This is a genomic window from Gilvimarinus gilvus, from assembly GCF_030518155.1.
Taxonomy (GTDB): domain Bacteria; phylum Pseudomonadota; class Gammaproteobacteria; order Pseudomonadales; family Cellvibrionaceae; genus Gilvimarinus; species Gilvimarinus gilvus.
This window is the reverse complement of record NZ_JAULRU010000430.1, coordinates 15664-39192: the sequence shown is the minus strand read 5'-3', so window position 1 is coordinate 39192 and position 23529 is coordinate 15664. Positions and strand designations below refer to the sequence as shown.

The following is a 23529-nucleotide window of genomic DNA, read 5'->3' as shown; positions in this document are numbered from 1 at the left end:
CGACCCTTTAGGGTCTTTCGTTATTGTAAAGTCAGTTATTCAACAGGTGCCGGCTTGTAAAGCCTTACATCTATGCGTAACACCCGACATTTTTTATCACGCTTAAGACTCTCTACGGTACGAGAAATGGCCAAAGTCCGCCGCTCGGGCCGTGCCGGTCAAATCCTGACAAGCCATTCCGATAAACGTCCCGGTAAAGCTGGCTCCCTCCCCTTTCCCCGCCTCGCAGGAGAGGTAGCGATAATCCAGCGCTACCGGCAGCTCAATCCACTCTCTATCGTCATAACGATAAGAGAACGTCAGCTCCGCTCGACGCACAACCGCTTTCAGGTGCACTTGGCAACCGGGCTTCAGCGCAATGGGCTCGACCGGAAAGCTGGCTTCCAAGCCCTGCTCAGCGTGACAGGACATAATAGCCAGCTGCTTGCCTTTTTCTTCATCATGAGAGATGTATAGGTAATGAAACTTCTGTGAATTGTAGTAGCACACAAGACCAGCCATTTGCTGAAAACTCTCGGGCTCAAACTCCACTATGGTGCTGGCTTCACAGTTCAGACTGTCCTGGCGCAGAGCAACAAGAGAGGACTCGTAATGGCTGCCTAGAGACTCGCGCCCAAACAAACGAAGGTAACCTGAACGATCCGTAAAGCTGAACAAACGCTCGTGGCGCGGTGTTCTCAACCATTGAAATGCCGATGGCAGCTCGCTCTGTTCAAAGTCAAAATCAGTCGCCGGTATTGGCCAGGGTTGCTCCGGCAGGTCCGGCGCTTGCACCGAGGTCTCTGGCACCCCTTCCTCATTATCTAGGCGCAGCCACCCTTGCTCGTCCCAGTGGACGCGCTGAATGGCCGTTTCTCTCCCCATAGGACTATGCCGGTCTTGAGGGGAGAACGGGCGCGAGCATAAGTGCACAGCATAATGGTCACGCCCATCGGGGGTATCCACCACCGAGCCATGACCACAGCGCTGCAGAGGAAGATCGGGATTATCTTTAGCGGTAATAAAATGGCCGTTAGGATCCAACTCGTAAGGACCACTTAATGAGCGCGAGCGAGCCAAAGTCATCGCGTGGTTATAGCCCGTACCACCTTCGGCAGTCAAAAGATAATAATATCCATCGCGCTTGTATATGTGGGGCCCTTCCGTAAAACCAAGCTCGGATCCTTTGAATATATTCTGCGGTGAACCGACAAGTTTTCCAGAGGAAGTATCGTACTCTTGCAGCATAATACCGCCAAAAAACGTCCTGTCAGCTCTATGGTCCCAAACCATATTAGTCAACCATTTGCGACCATCATCGTCATGAAATAGTGATGGATCAAAACCACTACTGTTTAAATAAATAGGATCGCTCCACTCGCCATCAATACTCTCACAGGTGGTGAGATAGTTATGCGTATCTTTAAAATTTCCGTCAAAGCGCTTGACGTCGGTGTAGACCAGCCAGAAAACCCCATCAGCCCAAGTCAGACAAGGCGCCCAGACACCACAAGAATCCGGCTCGCCGGTCATATCCAGAAGCGCCGCCCGGTTAAGTGGACGGCTCACCAGCCGCCAGTGCTTTAGATCACGGGAGTGATGGACCTGCACGCCTGGGTACCACTCGAAAGTGGAGGTAGCAATATAGAAATCATCTCCGACGCGTACGATGGATGGATCGGGGTTGAACCCCGGAAGGATAGGATTTTTAATGTGTTTGGGGCTCATGGCGTAACATCTGCCTTATTTTGCTTATTAGTGTCTAATACACAGGGCTCTTCTCAAGGGCCTCTGATTTCTAATGTCTGCTAAGTGAATGCGACTGGCTTGGCGTCGCGGGCGACATAAACTTATACAACCGTACAGTCGTTTTTTAGCCCACCAGTCACCGAGACTTGCATTCAGGTTTATTGCTTTGTTTACAACGTCCGTAGCGAAAAAAAGCTGCCCGAAGGCAGCTAAAATGCACATAAGAGAGCATGCTAAACGGAAACCAATCTAGGAAAAGCCTCAATCCAAATTCACTTCCTCCAAACCAAAGCGAATGACTAGATCCGTTACCGTTAACGTTAACATTTGCACCTAACCAAGTCAATAAAAGTTTTTTACTGATATTCGGCGGAAACCTCTTCGGACTGTAAATCCACTCAAAACACCCCCAACTGAAACACATTGTTTAAGCTCTCGCTGTCAAATTCCGCTCGCTAAACAAGCCAGCCAGTCTTTTTACCTTTGCGACTTGATACCGAGAAGATTGTTAGACTGAGACCAACACTAAATTTTGCGTCGTAACTGGCTGATGGCATGGATGGGCAGGGGAATAGGGTTTTCCAAATTGGTTGTGCCGCAACCATTCAGCGGTAACGGTTTCACCTTGCCCTGCTGAGAATGATGACAGTTGCAACTCTTGCTCGCATCACAGGCGGCACTGGCAAGGCGGACTCTAACACTACGCTATGCGATGATGCACTCCCCTGTGTAGTAAAAACGTTTTATAACTTTATACATTTCGTCGTTCAGCATTAGAACACTATTCGCTTGTACTTCGTTGATCAAACCATGTTCGCTCTGTTTCAAAATTTACGCGCCTGGCTATTAATATCTCCTGACTGTCTCACCTGAAACGTTCGAATACGATTTCAATAAATTTATTTAATATTTGATACGAGAGCTATCTCAGGACCAAGGATAGACGCAAGAATATCGCCTATTCAAAGTTCATACGTTGCTCTAATTGAGATAAACAAACTTTATCCAAGATTGCCCTATATTATTACATAGCGATAAAAAATTACGCCCCCGAAACAAACAGCGAGTTAATTCTTGCTCACCAAAAAGCTATTCGGAGTTTTTAATAGGTTGCGATATAAACATCATTAATCGATCACTGCGCGGTGCTTCGTCAGAGCGGTTAATCTCAAAACTCAAAGTATCGCCTTCGCGCTTCAGGACCTGGTGCAACAAGTCCATCCTAAAGGAGCCCGTGAGGATATCCGCCCTACCATCGCCGGTAAAGTCCTCGATCACCAACGGCACCAGACCTCGCAACTGCTGGCTGATCGGATACGGGTGAAATTGCTGATCCCCCTTATTTTCATACCAAACAAGTGCATTACGTTTCGGATCGTCCCAATAATTAACCCAACTACTGGCAACGATATCCAGATCCCCGTCACCGTCCATATCGGCGGCTTTAGCGTTGACTGCACCGTAGTAACGCCCAACATCACGAGCGGTAAATTTCAGCTTGCCTCTGTTTTCGAGCCATTGTACGCCGTGATATGGCTTAGGGTCGGTTTGCGTGTCAAAAGCATCGCCATTGGTAAAAAGTAAATCATCATCACCATCGCTATCAAGATCTACCACTGTCAAACTGGTAGCCCCAAACATGGGATGACCAGCGCTAACCAGGTCATGACGCTCGAACTGTCCATCTCCAACTCCGACAAATGCAATCAGAGTTTCATGCTCCTGTGCCACCAGTGTAACCAAATCGACAATACCATCCTTATTTAAATCCGTATCCTCAATATTTAGCGCGCCACTCATAGTAAGTAAAGTGTGAGGCTGATAGCCTGTTGAGGTTTTCTCCAACCACAACACCTCGCCTTTGCCCTGCCCCCCAAATACCGCAATAGCAATGTCCGTATCGCCATCCTGATCCAAGTCCAGTGCATTTACATCACTCACCCGCCCCAGTTTCTCTACCAACAGCTTTTTCTCAAAGCCGCCCTTGCCGTTGTTGAGTAACACATACACCTTGCCCGAGGGATTTCCGTTGGGAGGCAACTCCCCTAAATCAGCGACAATATAATCAAGCAAATTGTCGCCGTTAACATCAAGTGTATCCACGGCCACCGGCAGCCCAATCTCGGCTATACTTTGCTCCTGCCACTGCTCCAATTGCCCCACTTCACCCCATAACTTTTTCAACTGACCAGTTTCGGCATCGGCCAATAAAAACTCAAAGCCGTGCGCGCTTTGCGTCACCTTTGTGACCGACATAATTTGCGGCACCTGAGTCGGCGCCGATAGTGAATGTCTGGCAAATTGAACCTGTGAGTGGGGCTTATCAATATAAGGCAGTACCGGCAAGGCTTTGGGAGCGCTGCCGTAATACAAGGCTTTAATATGATGAAGTGCAGAATCGGGAATAAACGGTTTACCAAAGCGCTGCGCGGACAATTCAGCCATAGAGTCGATAACCACAGGCCAACTGGCTTTAGGCAACAATTGAGACGAAGGCGTGGTGTGACAGGCGCCACAATACTGCTGAACAAGCGCCACTATTTGTTCAGGCTTTATTTTTTGCTGTTCGGCGGCCGTTGCCTGCGCAGCACTTAACAACCATACCGTAAGTAGCACCACTACTCGCCAAATTAGCAAAATCCCCTCCAATTTACGCTCAAAAGACCATTATACTGATAGATAGCGTTTTAAAAACTCAGCGTGAGTAGGTAGTTGTGAAACTTGAGCCTGAATGTTGTGAGACAGCTGCCCCAGCATCGTGGCAAGCTCACTCTTCGGCATTTCATCAACAACTGAGTGATAAGTCTTTGGAATTAACCCCTGTCCGATCATGACCTGAAACCAAGAGTCCACAAACAGCTCACCATCTTCAAGAAAAAATCTTCCAGTCTCTTTAAATTGTGTCATACGGCGCGCCAAAGAGTCCGGCACTTTCATATTGCCGCAGTGCTGCCAGAATGGTGAGTCTTGTCGCTCCGTCAAACAGTAGTGCAGCACAATAAAGTCCAACACCTGGCGATACTCGGCATCGGCCCGGCGATTAAATTCCTCACGGTCAATCGCGCAATCAAGACTAGCGGGAAACAGCTTAATCAACTTTAATATATTCTGTTGAATTAAATGAATACTAGTGGACTCTAACGGTTCTAAAAACCCACCCGCGAGCCCCAGTGCGATACAGTTTTTATTCCACTGCAGCTTACGCTTGCCAGTCACAAAGCGAATTTTATTGGGCTCCGATTTCGCTTTACCGACAACAGATTGGCTTAATATCTCGAAAGCTTCATCGTCGCCTAAATGCTCACTGGAGTAGACAATGCCATTTCCGCGACGATGCTGCAGCGGAATCTCCCAACGCCACCCGGCCTTGTGAGCCACCGCACGAGTATAGGGTTTAGGTTCAGCGGTCAACTCAGTTTGCAAAGCAATGGCTCTGTCACAGGGTAATAGATGACTCCAGTCGTCATAGCCCGTTTGCAATGTTTGTTCAATTAACAATGCAGCAAAGCCCGTGCAATCGATAAATAAATCGCCTTCCACGCTTTTGCCGTTATCCAGATCTACCGAGGTAATGTTGCCAGTTGTTTCACATTGCACGACACGGGCAACCTTCCCCTCTATTCGCGTCGCTCCATTGCGTTCGGCTATTTTGCGCAAATACCGGCCGTACTTGGTTGCATCCAGATGGTAGGCGTAGTTCAGCCCACTTTTGGAACCTATAAAAAATTTGTCCGCCTGGGCGGCCTGAACTTCACGGCAATAGCGGCCGAACGGCTCTGCAATACCCTCATCCATACCACGCCGCCAAAAATTATGAAAACCTGCGGCCCAGTAATTCTTACCGGTAGCACCAAAACCATGGAAATACTGATGCTCCTCTGAGCGCCACCCTTCAAACTGGATGCCCAGCTTAAATGTTGCCTGAGTTTCCCGAATAAATTCGCGCTCGTCTATGCCGAGTAATTGATTGAAAAATAGCAGTGTAGGAATGGTCGCCTCACCCACACCCACCGTACCGATTGAGTCGGACTCAACGAGTGTGACTTTTAACCTATTGAAAACTTTACTTAAAGCCGCCGCGGCCATCCACCCTGCAGTACCGCCGCCAACAATGGTTAATTCGCGAATTCTCTGACTCATACCCGACCTCTTTTATTGTTCTCGTATAACAAAAACAGCCGCTATCGTATACACGATAGCGGCTTACAAAACTAACAAAGAACGTTAGTAAATAACACGACTAGAACGAGTAGCGAGCACCTAACGCGTAACGCGCGCCCTGCTCACCGTAGAATACCAGCATATTGTCAGTACGACCGTGAACACGAATATCTTCTTCAGTTACATTCAGCCCTTCAAAAACGACCGACAGGTTGTCTGTAAAGTCGTAGCTGACAGAAATATCTACCTGACCATAGGCTTCGGTATACACTGGTTCTTGCTGACCATTGCCTTGAGCCGTACCACTTAAGAACTCATCGCGCCAGTTATAAGCAATTCGGGCCTGAAGGCCATAGTTATCATAAAACGCAACCACATTGGCCGAATCACTCAAACCCAATAATGCAAATTGGTTTTCATTAATCACATCATTATCGTAGCCAATATCGCCATCGACAGTGGTGAAGTTAACTATGCCCCCAAATCCAGACTCGCCAAACATATGTTGCAAGGCAAATTCAAAGCCGTCAATAGATGCTTCTTTTTCGTTTACCGGAACACGGATGGTATACATCAACGGATCGTAGCTACTGCGATCACCCAAAATTTCACCACTGGTTCCGTCAATCCAGCCCTGAGCCACATAATAATCGCGAACATCCTGACCAAAATTATCAACAGAAGCCTGTGCAGCAGCTTCATCATAGTGCACACCAGTTGCGGGATTAACTACCGAGGGAAACAGCACTTCGTTTTCAATACTGGTACCGATAAAATTCTCTACATCTTTTTGGTAGTAGCCCAAAGAAACGTAGCTGCCTTCGCCGTAATACCATTCACCAGAGAAATCGAAGTTGGTGGACTCAAACGGATCCAGGTCCGGATTACCAGAGCCCGCTGTACTGTTATCGAACGTACGCGCCTGAGGGCTATCCGGAATCGCTGTACCTTGCAAATTGCCGTAGTTAGGGCGCGCGATAGTCTGGCTAAACGAGGCCCGCACTACAACATCGTCTATGGGATGAAGGGCAAAATCAATATTGGGCAGCAAGTTATCGTAGGAGCCTGTCCCCTCACGGAAAATTCCACCATCGGCTTCCAGCAATAGTTCGTTAGCTGTTTTCCATTGACCATTGAAGTAATTCGGCAGAAGAGAGTTAGACGTCACTTCAGTTTCTTCGTAGCGCAAACCGATAGCCAAATCGGTTGCCATTCCAGCGGTATCCCACCCTAAGCTCACCTGAACATAGGCAGAAGATTGCTCTTCTTTCATACGGTTGTCTACGGCGTATTCAGGGTTGATGCACAAACTGCCCGGGTCACAGTGAGTAAAAACATTTCCGCCAGCACCTTGGCCGTCAGGGTATTGCTCATAGAAACGTGCAAGATCTCCAGAAAACTGATCGTAGTTTACGTCGACATATTGACCATGAACACCACCAGATGAAAGCTCTCCAAACTCACCAGACAAGCTTGCAAACTCGAAAGCTGCGTCATCATAATTGTTATCACCATCACCGGCAGCGGAGTTCCAGTCACCACCAATATTGGTGTAACCCACGCCACCCCAGTTACCGCCTTGGTTTAGGCTAAACGCGGTACGGTTTTCAATTTTAGTGGCTGCCAAGCCAAAGTCTATGCTTTTAACGACGGACTCGTCGAACTCATAGGTGCCGTCTAGTTTGACCTGATCGATTTCGGTTTTCTGGTAAGAGTTACGATGGCTGGTACCAGTAGATATAATATCGTCTGCCGTCAACGCCCCATCATCCAGTTCTACACTCATTAGCGGTAGGTCCTGACGGAAATCTACGGTAGTTCTAGTCCGGATAAAGGCCGCAGCGGTCACAATGTTGTCACTACCGCGGTAATCTTGGGGTTTGGCTTCAGCTTCAGAGGAGTGAGCATCCAACGCCAACGTAAGGTTATCCGTCGCTTGCCACTCAAGGTTAATACCTAAAGAGTCCATGCGGCTATCGGTTCCCCAGCTGCCAACACCGAAACCCACATCGCAGCAATCGGTAGCCACCAGGTAAGAAGGAGTTACCACATCGCTGCCAGCATACACATCGCTGTCGCCTTGCGAGCTAAAACCACCGCCAAACCATGCCGAAAGCTCTTGGCGCTCCCGGTCTACAGACTGCTCAGTATAAGTGTAATCGGCGGTAGCGGTAATACTGTCAACAGGCTGCCACTGTAAAGTCGCCTGGGCATTAGTACGTTCGCGAGAGTAATCATCAATGCGATACATGTAGTTTTGCGGGGTAGACATTAAATCACCCGCCGCTACAGGGTAGGCATCGATCAGCGGGTCACCCTCAGCCACACGCAAGCTGTTCCAACCGGATGATACGTTCCCAGAAAGCTGTGCTGAGTCGCGTTGTTGATAGCTCGCCGATACTGCTACACCAATGGTGTCATCAGCAAAGGTGTTGCTGTAAATACCGGAAATCTCGGGGGTTACATCATCGCCAATACGGTTGGTGCTGTCGGCCACGGCCTTTACCCCAAAACTCGCATTCACCCCGGCGTTTTCCAGCGGGCGGGTGGTTTGGATATTAATAGTCGAACCGATACCACCAGTGGTTAAAGTTGCCTTACCCGTTTTATAAATCTCCACGCCACTGACGCTTTCAGCCGCCAGCTGCGAAAAATCAAAAGAACGGGAGTTGTTGGTAGAAGTTTCGCCTAGATTAGCCGTAGGCATTTGGCGCCCATTGAGGGTAATCATGTTGTAATCAGGGCCAAAACCACGCACGGTCACACGGGAACCTTCGTTATTTTGACGATCGATGGACACGCCAGTCACACGCTGCAGTGACTCTGCTAAGTTAGTATCAGGAAAATCACCTATATCCTCCGCGGAAATGGCATCGACCACCCCTTGGGAGTCGCGCTTGATATCCATAGCCCGGTCCAGAGAGGCACGGATACCGGTGACGATTACTTCCTCCAACATGCCGATATCGGCTTCCGCGCTTTGCGCTACAGTATTTGCGGCCGCGCCCCCCATTACCAAAGCAATGGATGACGATAAAAGACGTTTTTTTAATGTTAGTTGACTCATTATTTTTTTACTCCAGGTTGTCTGCTTAACGATGGGCTCTAGTTAACGCAACTGCACTACATTGAGTGCTCGTTATCGTTAACGTTAACAAAAACGTTATCAGGCCGTCAACAGGATTTTTTCCTGCGCGTTAATCAATCAATTTGCGGTCTTGTATTTAGTGGCGAGGATCAGGTCAGGCGATTGGTATTCAGCTGATGAGCGTTGAATCTCGCTCGATAATGGAGTGGGCCAAAATCTCTTTTTTCTGCAGCTTAATGTCTAGAAGACTGTCGGCCCTGATCACCTCAATCAACAGATTAACCGATTGGCCGGACAATTCTTCGATAGGTTGACGCACTGTCGTAAGCTGAGGGTAGATTGAGGTGGCGATATTGGTATCATCAAAACCAGCCACTGCCAACTCTTCCGGCACCCGAATACCACGGCGATGAGCAGTGGCGATTACCGCGCTGGCCATATCGTCATTACTGGCGAATATGGCGCTTACGGGTTTACCGGCTCCCAGTATTTGCTCGCAAGCCTCCATGCCACTAGCGAAAGAGAAGCTGCCTTCCGCGACCAGCGCTGCATCTACGGGCAGCTCATGCTTGTCCATCGCATCCCGAAACCCTTCGAAACGAGTGACCGCAACTCCCTGATGTATATCACCTTTAATAAACCCTATCGCCCTATGCCCTTGGGCAATTAAGCGTTCAGTCATCTCGAAGGTGGCCCGGTAATCATCAATGGAGACATACGATGAGCGCTCCAACTCCAAACCCGGACCTACCCGTACATAACGAACCCCCGCCTTATCAAGTGCATCCAGAAGAGGAGCGTATTCGCAAAGGGGCGGAGGGAGGATCACACCATCAAGCATGTAACGCCCGGTCAAGCCTTCAACTATGGAGTCCACATCACTCTCGCCGTAAGAACAGGACTCTATCACTAGATGATAGCCCAACTCGTTACAACGCTGGAGCACGCCAATTAGGTACTGGCTGATGTAACCCCCTAAAGAGTTATCGTAAAAAAAGCCCATTAAATAAGACTGAGCACTCGATAAGCTGCGAGCCGAGGCATCGAGACGATAATTCAAAGCGCGAACGGATTCCATCACCTTGTCGTGGGTCGCTATCGCCACCCGATCGTTATTTAGGACTCTTGAAACTGTCATCAAAGAGACGCCCGCTCGCTCGGCGACATCTTTCATAGTGACCCTGGTCGATTTACCAGAGCGTTGCTTTTTATTCATCTAATATCCACATTGTCTGCTGCAACAAGCCAAGTTCCGCGCTCCAAGCAGATCTCGAGCGGGTTTCTTAGTATCACAAACGCGAACAATTTACCATGCAAGACCATAACTATGGTATTCGATGATGACGAATAAAACGCCACCAAAAACACGAGCGAATCACTTAGTTGTCCAGCATGTTGATGTCTATATGTTCTTTCGTTGTAACAATAGGTACTCAGTCTTAGCAGGCTGTTGAAAAACCCCAAGCGTACTCAGGCTGGCTCATAATCTAGGCGGCCTTTTGACCGTGTGTGTCCACACATCGAAAAAGGGTAACGACGAGTGCGGGCCAGCCTGAAAGCCCCACAGGGCGTGACCTGAAGCGCACACCTGCCGCGCCTTGCCTCTAGCAAAGGGAGCCACCCTGTCCGTCGAGACAAGACATCTGCACGCTTCAGGCAACGCTGAGCATGCATGGGGTTTTTCAACAGCCTGCGAGCCCTACAGCGGCACTCCGCGTCACGATAACAAAAATCGAACTCTACCTGTCGTAATAACGAACCCCAAAAGATCCCACTTACCCTCTATATACAAAACTATCGATATTGCTGAGTGGCATACTGTGGCATCAATATTCACTCCATTATTTTAACCACAACCCGATACGAATTAAGGCAGGATTGATTGTGACAAAACGACCTATTAGCACTCGTATTTATCTATTCATCACGGCTCTCGCCCTTCCACTTTTTCTTTCCAGCTGCCAAGTCGGTCCCCAGCCAACCCCACGCACCTACCATGTCTCGCCCCAAGGCTCGAATGGTGCCAGCGGTACCGCCAACGCACCTCTAAATTCCATTAATGCCGCGGCGCAAAAAGCGCAACCAGGAGATACTGTGCTGGTGCATGCTGGAACCTATAGAGAATGGGTCAACCCACCCCGCGGCGGCAACGTCGAGCAAGGCCCCATTGTTTACAAAGCCGCCAGCGATGGCCAAGTTCGCATTCTCGGATCTGAGCGAGTTAGCGGCTGGCAAAGACAGAACAACGGCCTTTACCGAGTCTCACTCGATCCCGATTTTTTTGGCGATTTCAACCCCTTCTCTCAACTCACTCGCCATCCGGAATATGTCGAGGCCGATGAAGAAGGTGACGGCTGGGGCTGGTTAAAATACGGCCGCTGGACACATCGCGGCGATATTATCGCGGACGGTAAAGGGTTAACCGAGCGCGAAACCTTGGAAGATCTAGCCGACCATCCTATGAGCTGGTTCGTGCGCGAAGACAACGGCAACACCATTTTATGGGCCAACTTAGCCGACCTGGATCCCAGCCAGGCTTCGGTAGAGGTTACCAGTCGCCCCTTTGCTTTCTTCCCCAGTAAGCCGGGTCTAAGTCATATTACCGTTGAAGGGTTTTCCTTTGAAAATATCGCCACGCACTGGGCGCCCCCCACGGTTTTCCAGCCCGGTGCCATTGGCCCCAATGGCGGCAGTCATTGGGTGATCAAGAACAACACAGTGCTCTACAGCAAGGCAGTATGTATTTCTATTGGCAACCCTAACGGCGCGGCGGACAAAGCGAACAGCGGTTATCATCAAGTCATAGATAATGTGTTACTTCGCTGCGGCCAGGGCGGCATTGCCGGCGAAACCTGGAATAAACACTCGCTGATAGCGGGCAACCATATAGAGGACATAAACTACCGCGAAGAGTTCGGGGGCTGGGAAACAGCCGGGATAAAACACCATAATACATCGAACCTGGTAATCAAAAACAACCTGATCCGTAATATCTATACCTTGGACCCCGAGCGCGGAGCAGCCCACGGCATCTGGAACGACTTTAAAAACAAAGATTGGCGCATCGAGAGCAACGTAATTATCGGCGCAGAGGCCTCATCGATTCTATTTGAAGCCAATTGGGACGGCTACCCTAACGTTTTCGCCAACAACGTCATTGTCGGGGGGCAGGTCTCGGCCTACTCATCTCGCGGGGATGTAATGCTGCACAATTTGTTTTTGGATATCGAGCACGCTTGGGGAAATCAAGACTGGCAGGGCCGCCCCACCCTAGCGGACAGCTATTGGTTAAACAATCTGTTTATTGGCAAAGGGCTGGATCCAGAGATAGAAGCGACCGATTTTCACTATCGTCACAACGCCTACCTTGCCGGTGCGAAACCGCTACCGCAAGAAGCTGACGCAACAACGCTCTCGGGCGAAGTCGAGTGGGCGCTTCACGAGGACGAAACGGGCCTGAGCTTGCAGCTGACTCTTCCGCAGAGCGCAGAGGGGCTCAATGTAACACCGGTAAAAGCGGATATGATTAACCTGTCGTTAACTATTACCCCCTCTGTACCGGAAGGGTTCGCTGGAAGTCCTCGTCCAACCGATTACTACGCCCCCGGCCCATTTGTTCACTTAACACCTGGCCGCCATAGCTACCCGCTACTACCTTTGAGCGAGCGATATCAGAAAGCCAAAGCGTTTATCGAAAACTCCTCTGCACGCTAACCCTAGGTTTGCACAAAAAAAGGGCTCACGATTGTGGGCCCTCCAATTGCCGCAGATCAAGTCACTTCGTTTTCGTACACCCGAATAACCTGCGTCCCGGTACCGATTCCACAAACATCAACAAAGCCACTCTTAATGCAAGGCTGCAGATCTTGCCCAATTAACTAGCACCTGAAAAATAAAGGCGAGGCCAGTTTTATTACTGCGACCGGCTCACAGTCGACAAACATTAATTGTTGAAGTGTCACACTGAGGTAAACCCCGATAAGCCCTGAGAATCACCACCACTACGAATGTTACAACAGTCTGAAATAACACTAACTCAAACGTTTTCTTAGAAGCGTAAATCCTATTGCTACAATAGCAAAGAGCCGGCGAGATCGCCGGCTCTTTGGACGCTCCCCTATCGGGGCAGCTCGGGTTTTACAGAGTTTCTACAAATGCCTGTACGGCCTGCTGCTCACTTGCACTGAGGCTGTTGTAAGCCGCGCGCGAGTCTGCTGCATCACCGCCGTGACGGCTAATAGCATCGGCTACGCTGCCAGACGCACCGTCGTGCATATACAGCATCTCGTGGCCATTGCGCTCTAACAAGTGAATGTTCTGACCAATACCCCACAGCGGCGCTGTGCGGAACTCACCTTCGCCCAGATCCCAAAGTTTCATGTCGGTATAGGGACGAATGGCCAGGTTACGCAGGTGCGTCGGCGCATCGGCGCGAGTCTTTTGCTTCGGCGTGTGACAGCTGGCACAACCGATATTATCAAACGCGACTTCACCCTGGCTCACCGCCGGATCACTGTAAGTGCCCGGGTCGCGCGCCGGTACGGTTAACACCTCAACATAGGTGGTTAACAGCTCCAGCAAACGAGGTGGCATCTCGTCAGGCTCCACACCATGATCCACCCTCAGTGCCGATTTAACCTGATCGGCCACAGTAGGTGCCGAGCCATCCCAGGCAAAACCAGCTTCGCGGCCTTCAATGGCTTCGAGCAGTTTTACGCCGTATACCGGTGGCGGCAAGCGCATACCTTTACCTGGCACGTTGACAGGCTCGGTACCACGACCATCACGGAAGTGACAGTTACCACAGGTGTCACGACCAATTTGTACATCCGGATCGTTAAACTCACTGGAGCCTAACTTGTTGGGATCCACACCGTGGAACAGGTGATGCCCCAGGATAAAATCATCCACCATGTCTTCTTTGTGCAAGGTCACCATGGGCTGAGTGAAGATCGCGTTGTGCTCCAGATCGATGTAACCACCCGAGTCAGAGAACACCTGGCTGGTACCGGCTTTACCGGCTGGGTTTAATCGCGGATCACCGTACTTACCACACCAACCACAGCCCACTACATAGTGGGAGAAGTCGTTGTAGGTTTGTGCACCGGTGTTACCGGCAATAGCGGTTACTTCAAAGCTGATCACCTGACCGTAGCTGTAAGCCGAGTCAAAACCGGGGTTTTGAGTCAGGGCAAAAAACTGCTGGCCGTTTGGCCCACCGGCGGTGTTGCGCATCGATTCGTTACGCAAAATGCTGCCGTTGATACCAAAACCTAAGTGCACATCACCAGGGCTGTCTTCGGTCCAGATGGTGTAACGGTCAAGGTTACGCAGACGATCATTATTGTGGTGCGCATCCAGTACGGCTGCGGTGGTTCCGTCTTGGGTAATCGGGTGACGGAAACGCATCCAGTTGGAGGAGCCATCCACAAACGGCTCGTAGTTATGGGGGTTAACCCGCGCACCTTCGGTGGTAAACAAACCTGTCCAAATCCACTGCGTAGCCGGATTATTGTTTAGCGCCTGAGGATGCAAATAGCGGAAGAAGTAATTGTAATCACCACTACAGGGGATGGTCGCTGTACCACCGCTTACCGCTACTTTCTTAAAGGTTAAGTCGCCATCGTCCGAGCAGTGCATCTCAAGCCCCGAATCACCGGCTCCCTTGATAATGTAAGGCCCCCAGCGCCATGTTAACTGGTTCCCGTCCACATCAAAGGCAAAGCCGTGGCTGGTAGGTGCATGGCCATTTTCAGGTGTGGCCAGCGCATACACGGGGTTTGCCCGCGGTGGAGGTCCCACTTCACCGTCAGTGAGTGAATTGCTTGTCCAGTCGAGGTGGGCAAAGGGTGAGTCTGGGTCGATATTATCACCCGGATCACCGTTGCCGCCGTCGTTACCGCCATCATTGCCGCCGTCGGCGCCATTGGTAGTGTAGTCATAACGGGGGAATTGATCAGCGCCCATGCCAGGCACCTTTAACTGTGCGGTAAAGCTACCGCCAGGCAAATTTGCGAAGGTGTGCTCGTAACGATCGCCGTTTTGGCTCGCGGTGTAACAGTCGGCTTCCAGATCACGACACAAATAGTAAGTGCCGGAGTCGGGCCAACCTGGCTGCACGGCAAACCACAGGGTGCTGCCGCTAACGCCAAACGGCTCATCGCCGTTGCCGCCGTCATCTCCGGGATTGCCATCATCAGCGGCCGCCACTTGTACACTCACCTCATCGCGCACACCGGTCAGGGTATGATCGGCTTCGGCCAGTTCAACCGCGAGGGTATGTGTGCCCACAGCCAACCCATCTATAACCACGTCGGCGCTGCTGTATAGCGGCCCCTGATCTTCACCATTAACAAAGTAATGCACATGACCATCGTTTTGCGCCAGCGGCCAGTTGTTTACCGCAAAGCCCAGTGTAACGCTCTCACCCTCGCTAAAGCTCGCACCATTGGCCGGTGAGGTGATACCCACTGTGCCTTGTGGGGCTGGTTGATCGCTCACCTGAACCTGCACGGTATCAGACTCCACAGCGCCGTCGTTATCCGTGGCCTCGACACGAAATTGCCACGTACCCACTTGATCGGCGGTAACGCTAAAACCGTAGGGTGCATTGTTTTTTGTGCTCACCAAGGTCTCAGACATACCCGGAGCTGTCGCGTAAAGGGAAACACTGACCACATTACCGTCGCTGTCTGAAGCACTTGCCGTCAGGTTAACTGTGTCCCCTAGGGTTGCAGCGGCCGGTTGGCTTAAGGTGACCGAAGGTGCCTGATTCTCGACAGGGTCTGTACTGCCACCTTGCAGAGTAAAGTCCAGCAAATCAACATTCATAGCCGCATCGCCATTTTCGTAGCGCACTTCTACACTGGCGCCTTCAGGCACCTGAACGTCTACATCAACGGTGTTATAGCTACCAACCCAAGAGCCGGTGCTGGCAAAAGGCACAGCCGTATCGCTACCGTTTACCCGCAACGTGATACGCCCTGATACTTCTGAGGCGTAGGTAATGCTGACGGTATCGGCCTGCGGTGCGCTCTCAATGCGAAAGCCTGCGCCATTGCTGCTGATGTAAGCCACACCCTCGCCACCACTGGCCGCTGTATCCGGGTATAAGCGCGCGCCGCCAAACACGGTGGCGGCTTCGGCCTCCAGTGTCAGGCTGGTGGGGTCGCCACTACTGCTGTTATCTTGCACCACGGTTTTGCTGGTGGTGGCCTCTGCTGTGGCGCCTTGATCGTCCACAGCCACGGCACGGAACTGGTAGTTGCCTGCCGTATTAACGGCGACGTCAAAGGTGTGAATATTACCAGAAACCTGATCTACCAATGTCTCGCTACCGCCGGGAGCAGTCATGTACAAGGTTACAGATTCTACGTTGCCATCACTGTCATCGGCGCTCACCGCCACCGAAATAACACCGCCCTCGATCACCACGCCTGCATTCGTGCTGGCGGACACCGCGGGTGCGGCATTGGGGTCGTCCACAGGATTGGTACTGCCTTTGGTAAAGATCGCCTGATCCTGAACCATGTACTGCCCGGTTTCGTTGTCCTGAACCTTAAACTCAATAGCGTAGCTTTGATCTAACGTCCCGCTAAAGTTTCGGGTAAATAAACCATTTTCTCGGGTCGCTGACAAACAGTAAGCGTCTAAGCATAAGTAAGCGAAACCACCTTCCCAGTCGGGGTTATCCTGATGGAATACTTGTAAGGTAGTGTCGTCGATATAGCGAATACCAAACTCAGCATTCGGCGCTGGGTTGGGCTCGCCACCGTCTTCAGTCACCACATTTTTATTGCTTATCGCGTCGTCAGTGCGGCCATCGTTATCGGTGGCGACTGCGCGCAAGGTGTAACTACCTGCCACTGACGTATTGACGGTAAAGGTAGCCGTCGCACCTTGCGAGGTCCCGACCAGCACCTCACTGCTGTTGGGCGCGGTAACATACAAGCTGACGCTGGTTACCGAACCATCGGCATCGCTGGCGCTTACGTCAACTGTAAAGCTCTCGCCGGCCACCACTTCTGAATTTTGCGCCACTAAGTTGACGCTAGGGTTTTGCCGATCAACCGAACCCTGATCACCAAAATTGAGCTTGCTGAACAGATTGGCCCCAGCTCGAATAAAATCGGTGCCGCCGGTAGTGTTTTCCCAACGGTTTAAAATAGTGCTGTTGGCCTGAACCCGGCTATCGCCCCAGTAACCCTCTGGGCCATAGACGCCGTCGTTAGGGTTCCAGCGTGGCTGGGCGTCCCAGTTAGCGTTGATATAAGTGATCGCGCGCAGAACATCTTTACTGCCGCTAGAGTATTCCGCAATAAAATCAAAGTACGGCTGATACCACTCATTCCACACTTGGTCGGCGGTTTTGTTGACCTGGTTATTGCCAAAAGCCGCGTCGGTGGAATAGGTTAACGCGCCGGTTTTATAGCGCTGCGGAGTGGATTCATTAATAAACAGTGGCTTATTGTGAGCAACGGCAAAGTCTGCCACCTTGCGCACTTCAGCCCAGTTACAATCCTGAGGCGCAAAATACGAGATACCCACCCAGTCGACTACGTCATCGCCGGGGTACCACTCATCAGGGTTAATAGGCACTGGGCAGTAGGTGGCGGTTTGCCATACAAGCGCGATGCGGTCGTCATAACCCAGCTGCTCAATGCGGTTGTGTACGTAAGCGAATGTGGATTTAACCGCGGCGGGGTTGTGGTTGTTCCAGGGGCCGTCCACCTCGTAGGCCCAACGCAAGTACACGGGGCGGTTATAACCACCTAGGGTGTTTAACAGCGTATCGATATTAGCGTTGTAAGTGCCGGCTGCAACCTGATCGATTACACCGTTCATGGATACTCCAACCACCAATGCGCGATCGGGGTAGGTGGTGGCAAGCTCGGCGACGTTATTGCGCCCGGCGCCAGCGTCTGCGCTGTTGTTCAAACCGTCCAGATTTGTGATACCAACATAATTGGTCACGCCTGCAGGCTGTGTGCCTACCGATGACACATAATCACCGATACTTTCGATGTCTTGCCCCACCGACAGCATAACGCCATCGTCCGGAACAAGCGTACCGCTTACCGCAAACGCCTGTGAGGCGCTGAGAGCAATACCCAGCGTGAGACTATGGCGGCGAAAGTCTTTCCAAGAGCTACTCATGGTTTACCCTACCTTTATTGTCTATTGTCTTAATGAATACGCAGCTGGCATATAACCAAGCGTTAACCATAAAATCGCAGATTAAATATAGGGACAAGTTCTAGGTTAGGCATTGGAGGGGTGAGTAAAACGTACTGCAAAGCGACAGAACGTCTGAGCAACTAAATAGAAGTTCGTTTCAATCCCGAACACAGTGTGGGTAACATATGAGCGCCCGTCCTGAGAGCAGTCAGTGAAGTTTGTTACCATTTATCTGCCGGTAACGGTAACGTTACATATTGCTAATTTCGATGTTTACGAGCTTATAAAATGATCGTTCGACTTTAGGAAAATAAATATGAACTCAGCATGATAATGAGTTATGTGCCACTTTCCGGTTCTGGCTCTTGAGGCAAAATTGCATCGCGGTACTGACTCGGTGTCATACCCACGTATTTTCTAAACAATGTAAAAAAAGAAGATCGTGAACGAAAACCTACTGACTCATAGATCTCCTGTATCGAAGAATCGGCCCACTCCACACTTCTTAACCGCTGCTTAACTTCTTCCAAACGATAGTCGTTGATAAATTCGAAAAAGTTTTTACCGAGCTCACGATTGATAATCTGAGATAATTGGCGCGGAGACAAAGACAGCTCTTCAGCCAAGCGTTCAATATTCAGACGTGGCCGACAATACAATTTTTCCTCCGTCATCCGCTTGGCTATATAGGACTGATGTGATTGACTTTCCTCTTGAGAGGCGTCATCACGCCTTGTCACTTTTTCCTCCTCAGTCACAGGAATCTGGCGGGTGGCACGCGCGTAAAACAATCCCGCGAACACAATAAAATAGATTAAGGCCAACTCCAGTACGCCCGGCAAATGGACCACCGTTTCCATTAGTGGCCAGGGTGCCCAAGCGTAGAAAAACGGTGGTAAAACCTCCAACACCCAGACCAGTAAAAATCCCCACACCATAAGCCTTAGCCAGCCATACTCCATAAGCTCAACTGTACAGAAGTGATTCTTGAGATGTTCGGAATAACGCTCGATATGAAAAAGAGTGGCGATTGCAAACCCAACGGAAATAACAAACCCCAGAACGCACACGAGAACAAACTCACGCCAAAACATCAGCTCTACCAGCGAGTGCCAGCCGAGGGGTTCCAGCACAATAACTGCGAAGCCGGGTGCGAGCGGCCACAGAAAAGCCCAACGCCAGGAGTAAGACTCTGAGGTCAAAGCGCGCGTATAGTGATACAGCATAGGACCGTGAGTGCTATAAACCAATGCCCAGAGTGCATACCCTCGATCACCCCACAAAGGATGAAAGGTGCTAAACAAAACGGGGTTATACGTCAAAAGAAAGACCAATTGGCCTACAGCTAACGACATTAGAAAGACAGACAAAAGTCGCTGGCTTAGTGGGCGCGGGGGCCGGATCAGCATCAAGAAACCAAATACCGCGCATTGAACCATCAACATGATCAAAATCAGGTCATAGGCATTAAATTGAGCTTTATTGAACCAAACGTAAAATTGTTGCATCACGGTACCTGTAGTCGATATCACCTCAGGAAAATTATCGTTATTGTTGAGTTCCGTGCTCTGCTCTAGCTTCAACTATCGAATTTTATAGTAATCTAGAAAGTTAACGTTAACAACCGCTATTGGTGAATCATCGAAAATCGTCCCACTTTGACAGTTTGTGCCTGAATCTGCCGCACCCCGACTGCCCCCCCCATGTCGTCAGAGACTAAGTGCAAACACACAAGTCGAGCCTCAAAGCACATGTTGAATCAATATCTGCGTTACTGTGGCTTATACACTAGGAAGTAATCCATCGGTCTCATCATTCTTCCTTAGCGGCACCCGTAAACAGATCGAATTTTCAAGGGGTTATACAGCTATAACGCTCTTTTGCTCAAAGCGATCATGGCTGCAGACACAGGCAAGAATACACGATCGTATATGTCTTCAAGGTCGAGAGGATAAAACACACGGTTCACTTGATAGCGTTGATAACCTGTAAGATAAAATAAATGTACCATCTTAAAATCAATCACGTCCGCAATCGTGTGGGCGGTCGTCGGGCAGTCCAGCACTCCCAGCTCGGAACGCCGATTACTCAGCAGTCGATCCACATTTTCATTTTCATTGCGAAGGTCATTAAACACCTGCAACATTAACAAATCATAAAGATCAGCCCGCCCCAGGCTCCAATTCGTATGGGGCGGCTCAAGACTGTGCAGGGTTGCCAGTGAAAACGCTTCATGAGGATCGACACCCAACCCCTCTAGCAAAGCATCTAAGGTAAATTCATTGGCGCCCAGTTCACGAGCGAATTTATCGGCCTTTTTTTGCTCGTTATGCGAGAGAAATGCATTCCCTTTTCTTAAGTAATAGGCCAATATCAGCGCGCTTTTCGCTGTATCGTATTTGTGATGGTTCTTTAAGCGGGTAAACGCCCCTCGGGCAGTGGCACTGCCCATAGCGATATTGGAAAGCAGAAGCTCTGCGCCAAAATCATGGTGTGCAATTTGTCTTTTTCCTCCGCGCTGTAGAAGCTCATCGCGCCAGAGCAGAAAAGAGAACCGGCCAGAGGCCCCTTCGCCAGCCATAATAGAGTTCATAGCGCGTGCATGGCGGTCATCGAGCGCCTCACCTTGTGGACCTTCGGCGATATTGTCTCCAAAAACCCCTGGCCAATCTAGGTTTGTCCCCCATACTGGCCGTGAATTCTTACCACCATGACATTCTCTGCAACTTTCGGCGTTACGAGTAAGAACAGGCTCTTGCTGAGTAAAATCAAACACCGAGAACTCCCAAGCCCCCGTCTCTTTATGAAGTTGCGCAATGTCCAACTTGTGATAGGTTGGGTCATCGGGCTTCGTACCGATATTCATCAGCAACATTCCGTCTGAGCCAAATAGAATAATTCTGGGCCGCTCCAGACTTGACTGTCCTGTTGCACGGGTATGCTCGACCAACGAAAAATTAGTACGGTAATGCACAGGCAACCGGGTCAACAACTCATCAATAGAGCGAACATTGTTTTCTTGAATGTAACGGTTAACACCAGCGATGGTCATATCAGTAATAGACTCGCCAGCAGATGAATCGCTCAGAGGGACGATAGTATCGAAAGCACTCTTGGGGCAAAGCCGAAAATTACCGGCCACGCCTCCTGAGTGGAATAACCGCTGCTCGAAATCATCAGACGTCAGTGCGCCAACCGGGCTACCGACCAGAACAAAAAAGATGCTTATCGTAAACAAAGAGACACGGTTTCTTGCATTATCACTCAAGGTAATTAACCTCCACGCTCTCCATTAAATGATCAACTGCCTGCACTTCCAGAAAGATGTAGTCACCTGTTGTTTCAACAACGGAGCAAAGATAATAGAAAACACGAACTATATCCCCATGCCTATCAATCAGAGCAACAGTCGTTTGCCCGTCGACATAATATCCAGCGGCTGAGCAGCCTTGCAAAGATTCCAACAGCTGCCCCTGATTGGGATAAAATAGAGGGCCATCAGAGATAATTTGCTGCCATTGCGAGCGGTCTTCAATATAAACTTCCGAGCGGAAGTTTCCGTGATGGTCCTGCCAAATTGCTCGTCTTTTGCGTTCGACAAACTCCTCTGAAGATATAGAGGTGCTCGCGTTTTGGGGTAAAGATTTAACTGGCTTTGTCACAAGTGAAGATAGAACGTCATCCACTGCAGGCGTTGGTATAAGACTCTTTGAAATAGCAGAGGAAACGGAATCCTCAGCCATGGGAGTGAGAGAAATAGAAATCTCTTGCTGCTTAGGGGGCGTCACTTTCAACAATGTATTAAACACCAACCATGAGAACCCCAGCACAATAAACATGGAAAATAAAGTTAGAGATGGTTTTAAATTCATAACGTAGCGTCGATTAATCCCTGCGACAGCTGGAGAAACTGTCGCAGAGGCCCTACTTACTATTGAGAACAACCTGCCGATGCCGCTTGAGCAGCATCGGTAAAGCACTGTGCGCAGCTTTGCGACCACAGTGGATGTGAAGCTGGGCAGTTAGGGTTACCCGGGGAGCTCGAACTTGCGCTGGAGACCGAGCTTGAGCTGGACGACGATACACTGCTTGAGCTCGAACTTACCGGGTTATTGCCATTACAGCCACCGCGATACTCGCAAGCCTGCGCGTCTACGCCTGGCTGCCAACTGCGTGTAAACTCAAGCATGGCGGCTTTGACTGAATCATCCAAATCGCCAGCGTATTTGTCAATCGCTCCATCTCCGACATACAGCCCCACGTAGGCCATTATGTCATCGGTCGACAAGCCGCAACCAAATCCTGTGTTTAATAGTTGGCGCGGATCAGAACCTTTCGCCTGGCTGGCCTCGTTACGGGTAACTATATTGTCACCATTAGTATTCAGCAGACTCACTAGCTCTACGCCTTTCTGCTCGCCAATAAGAGCGCTAAAATAAGTCTCTGCATCGGCCACTGTCATGGTAGGATTAATAGAGGGCGGCGCGCCCTGATAACCAGACATTGCCTGAAACTGATCGTCAATCTCGATACCCAGGTTGTACTCAATATCAATGATAGCCTCGCGAGCATTGGCCGGATCGCTGCAGATACTGGCATTGCTGACAAAAGTACCAGCGGCATTTAAGCAACCGGTGCCATTACCCACATAAGTGACACAAACGGTATCACACCATGGCTGGGTGAATTGCTGGCGACGGCCCGAAACAACATGCGAAGGGTTTTCATCGCTTGCACACGTAAGATTGTTACCGGCATTATTGCTATTGTCCGAAGAATTGCTCGATGATTGACCGCTACTACTCGATGTCGATGATTCACTACACCCACCTGCTTGTGCTTGGGCCGCGTCTACATAACAGGCTCCCCCGCATTGAAAAGGATGGCTTGCCGGACACGATTGGGAAAACCCCATATGACTCAATAGCAATAGTGTTGTACCCGCAACAGGGGCAATTAGTATTCGACTTAGGTATCGCATAATACTCTCCTTGGTAGAGATTTGGGGTGCTAAATATTATTGCACTAGCACGGATGTGAACGTTCGACATTAATGACGAGCGCTTATTATTAGTATTCGCCGTCTAAAAATTGCGCGCCTGCTAGTGACTAAAACACGTAAAGCGCATCATTGAGACTACAGTCCTCTCAAGCTGAAATCACTCAGCCCTACCTATGGAGAAGATCGCCAGTCGGTCGATCGAGACTAACACTTAATTTCGTACCGAAGAGTTCAAGATTCAATATTTGAAGAAAACAGAACCGCTGTGCATTCTCAAACTCCGAAAACGAACGCAGCAAGTCGAGTTCGTTTTCGCGAATTCAGAAAGAGAAACACTCCAGAGTGGACATCGGAAACTTCAATGTATCGCATT

The 23529-nt window shown here is 50.0% G+C and carries 11 protein-coding genes; 1 reads left to right on the top strand and 10 read right to left on the bottom strand.

Annotated features, from left to right (window positions below):
• Positions 1-102 precede the first annotated feature (102 nt).
• The 5 genes from QWI17_RS08630 to QWI17_RS08610 all read right to left on the bottom strand — a co-directional run bounded on the left by QWI17_RS08630 (position 103) and on the right by QWI17_RS08610 (position 10193).
• Positions 103-1707 (bottom strand): glycoside hydrolase family 43 protein, encoded by a 1605-nt coding sequence (locus QWI17_RS08630; RefSeq protein WP_302722119.1) that lies wholly within the window; start codon positions 1705-1707, stop codon positions 103-105.
• Between the two features lie 1110 nt (positions 1708-2817).
• On the bottom strand, positions 2818-4365 hold the full coding sequence (locus tag QWI17_RS08625) for an FG-GAP repeat domain-containing protein (protein WP_302722118.1): 1548 nt from the start codon (positions 4363-4365) through the stop codon (positions 2818-2820).
• 30 nt (positions 4366-4395) lie between these two features.
• A complete protein-coding gene (locus QWI17_RS08620; protein WP_302722117.1) occupies positions 4396-5868 on the bottom strand; it encodes a tryptophan halogenase family protein in 1473 nt (490 codons plus the stop codon).
• A 100-nt stretch (positions 5869-5968) separates the two neighbouring features.
• On the bottom strand, positions 5969-8956 hold the full coding sequence (locus QWI17_RS08615) for a TonB-dependent receptor (protein ID WP_302722116.1): 2988 nt from the start codon (positions 8954-8956) through the stop codon (positions 5969-5971).
• A 190-nt stretch (positions 8957-9146) separates the two neighbouring features.
• Complete coding sequence (locus QWI17_RS08610; protein WP_302722115.1) at positions 9147-10193, bottom strand: LacI family DNA-binding transcriptional regulator; 1047 nt, start codon at positions 10191-10193, stop codon at positions 9147-9149.
• A gap of 668 nt (positions 10194-10861) precedes the next feature.
• Between QWI17_RS08610 and QWI17_RS08605 the strand changes: the two genes are divergently transcribed.
• On the top strand, positions 10862-12691 hold the full coding sequence (locus QWI17_RS08605; protein WP_302722114.1) for a right-handed parallel beta-helix repeat-containing protein: 1830 nt from the start codon (positions 10862-10864) through the stop codon (positions 12689-12691).
• A gap of 423 nt (positions 12692-13114) precedes the next feature.
• On the opposite strand, the gene QWI17_RS08600 is transcribed toward QWI17_RS08605, so the two are convergent.
• From QWI17_RS08600 to QWI17_RS08580, 5 genes are all read right to left on the bottom strand, one after another.
• Positions 13115-18133: a family 31 carbohydrate-binding protein gene (locus QWI17_RS08600; RefSeq protein WP_302722113.1), complete on the bottom strand. Its 5019-nt coding sequence runs from the start codon at positions 18131-18133 to the stop codon at positions 13115-13117.
• Positions 18134-18492: 359 nt separating this feature from the next.
• A complete protein-coding gene (locus QWI17_RS08595; protein ID WP_302722112.1) occupies positions 18493-19662 on the bottom strand; it encodes a helix-turn-helix domain-containing protein in 1170 nt (389 codons plus the stop codon).
• Between the two features lie 359 nt (positions 19663-20021).
• Entirely contained in the window at positions 20022-21422 is a 1401-nt protein-coding gene (locus QWI17_RS08590; RefSeq protein WP_302722111.1) for a hypothetical protein, read from the bottom strand.
• A complete protein-coding gene (locus QWI17_RS08585) occupies positions 21415-22026 on the bottom strand; it encodes a hypothetical protein (protein ID WP_302722110.1) in 612 nt (203 codons plus the stop codon). Before QWI17_RS08585 ends, QWI17_RS08590 begins: the two co-directional genes overlap by 8 nt.
• A gap of 59 nt (positions 22027-22085) precedes the next feature.
• Positions 22086-23135 (bottom strand): hypothetical protein, encoded by a 1050-nt coding sequence (locus QWI17_RS08580; RefSeq protein ID WP_302722109.1) that lies wholly within the window; start codon positions 23133-23135, stop codon positions 22086-22088.
• Positions 23136-23529: the final 394 nt, after the last annotated feature.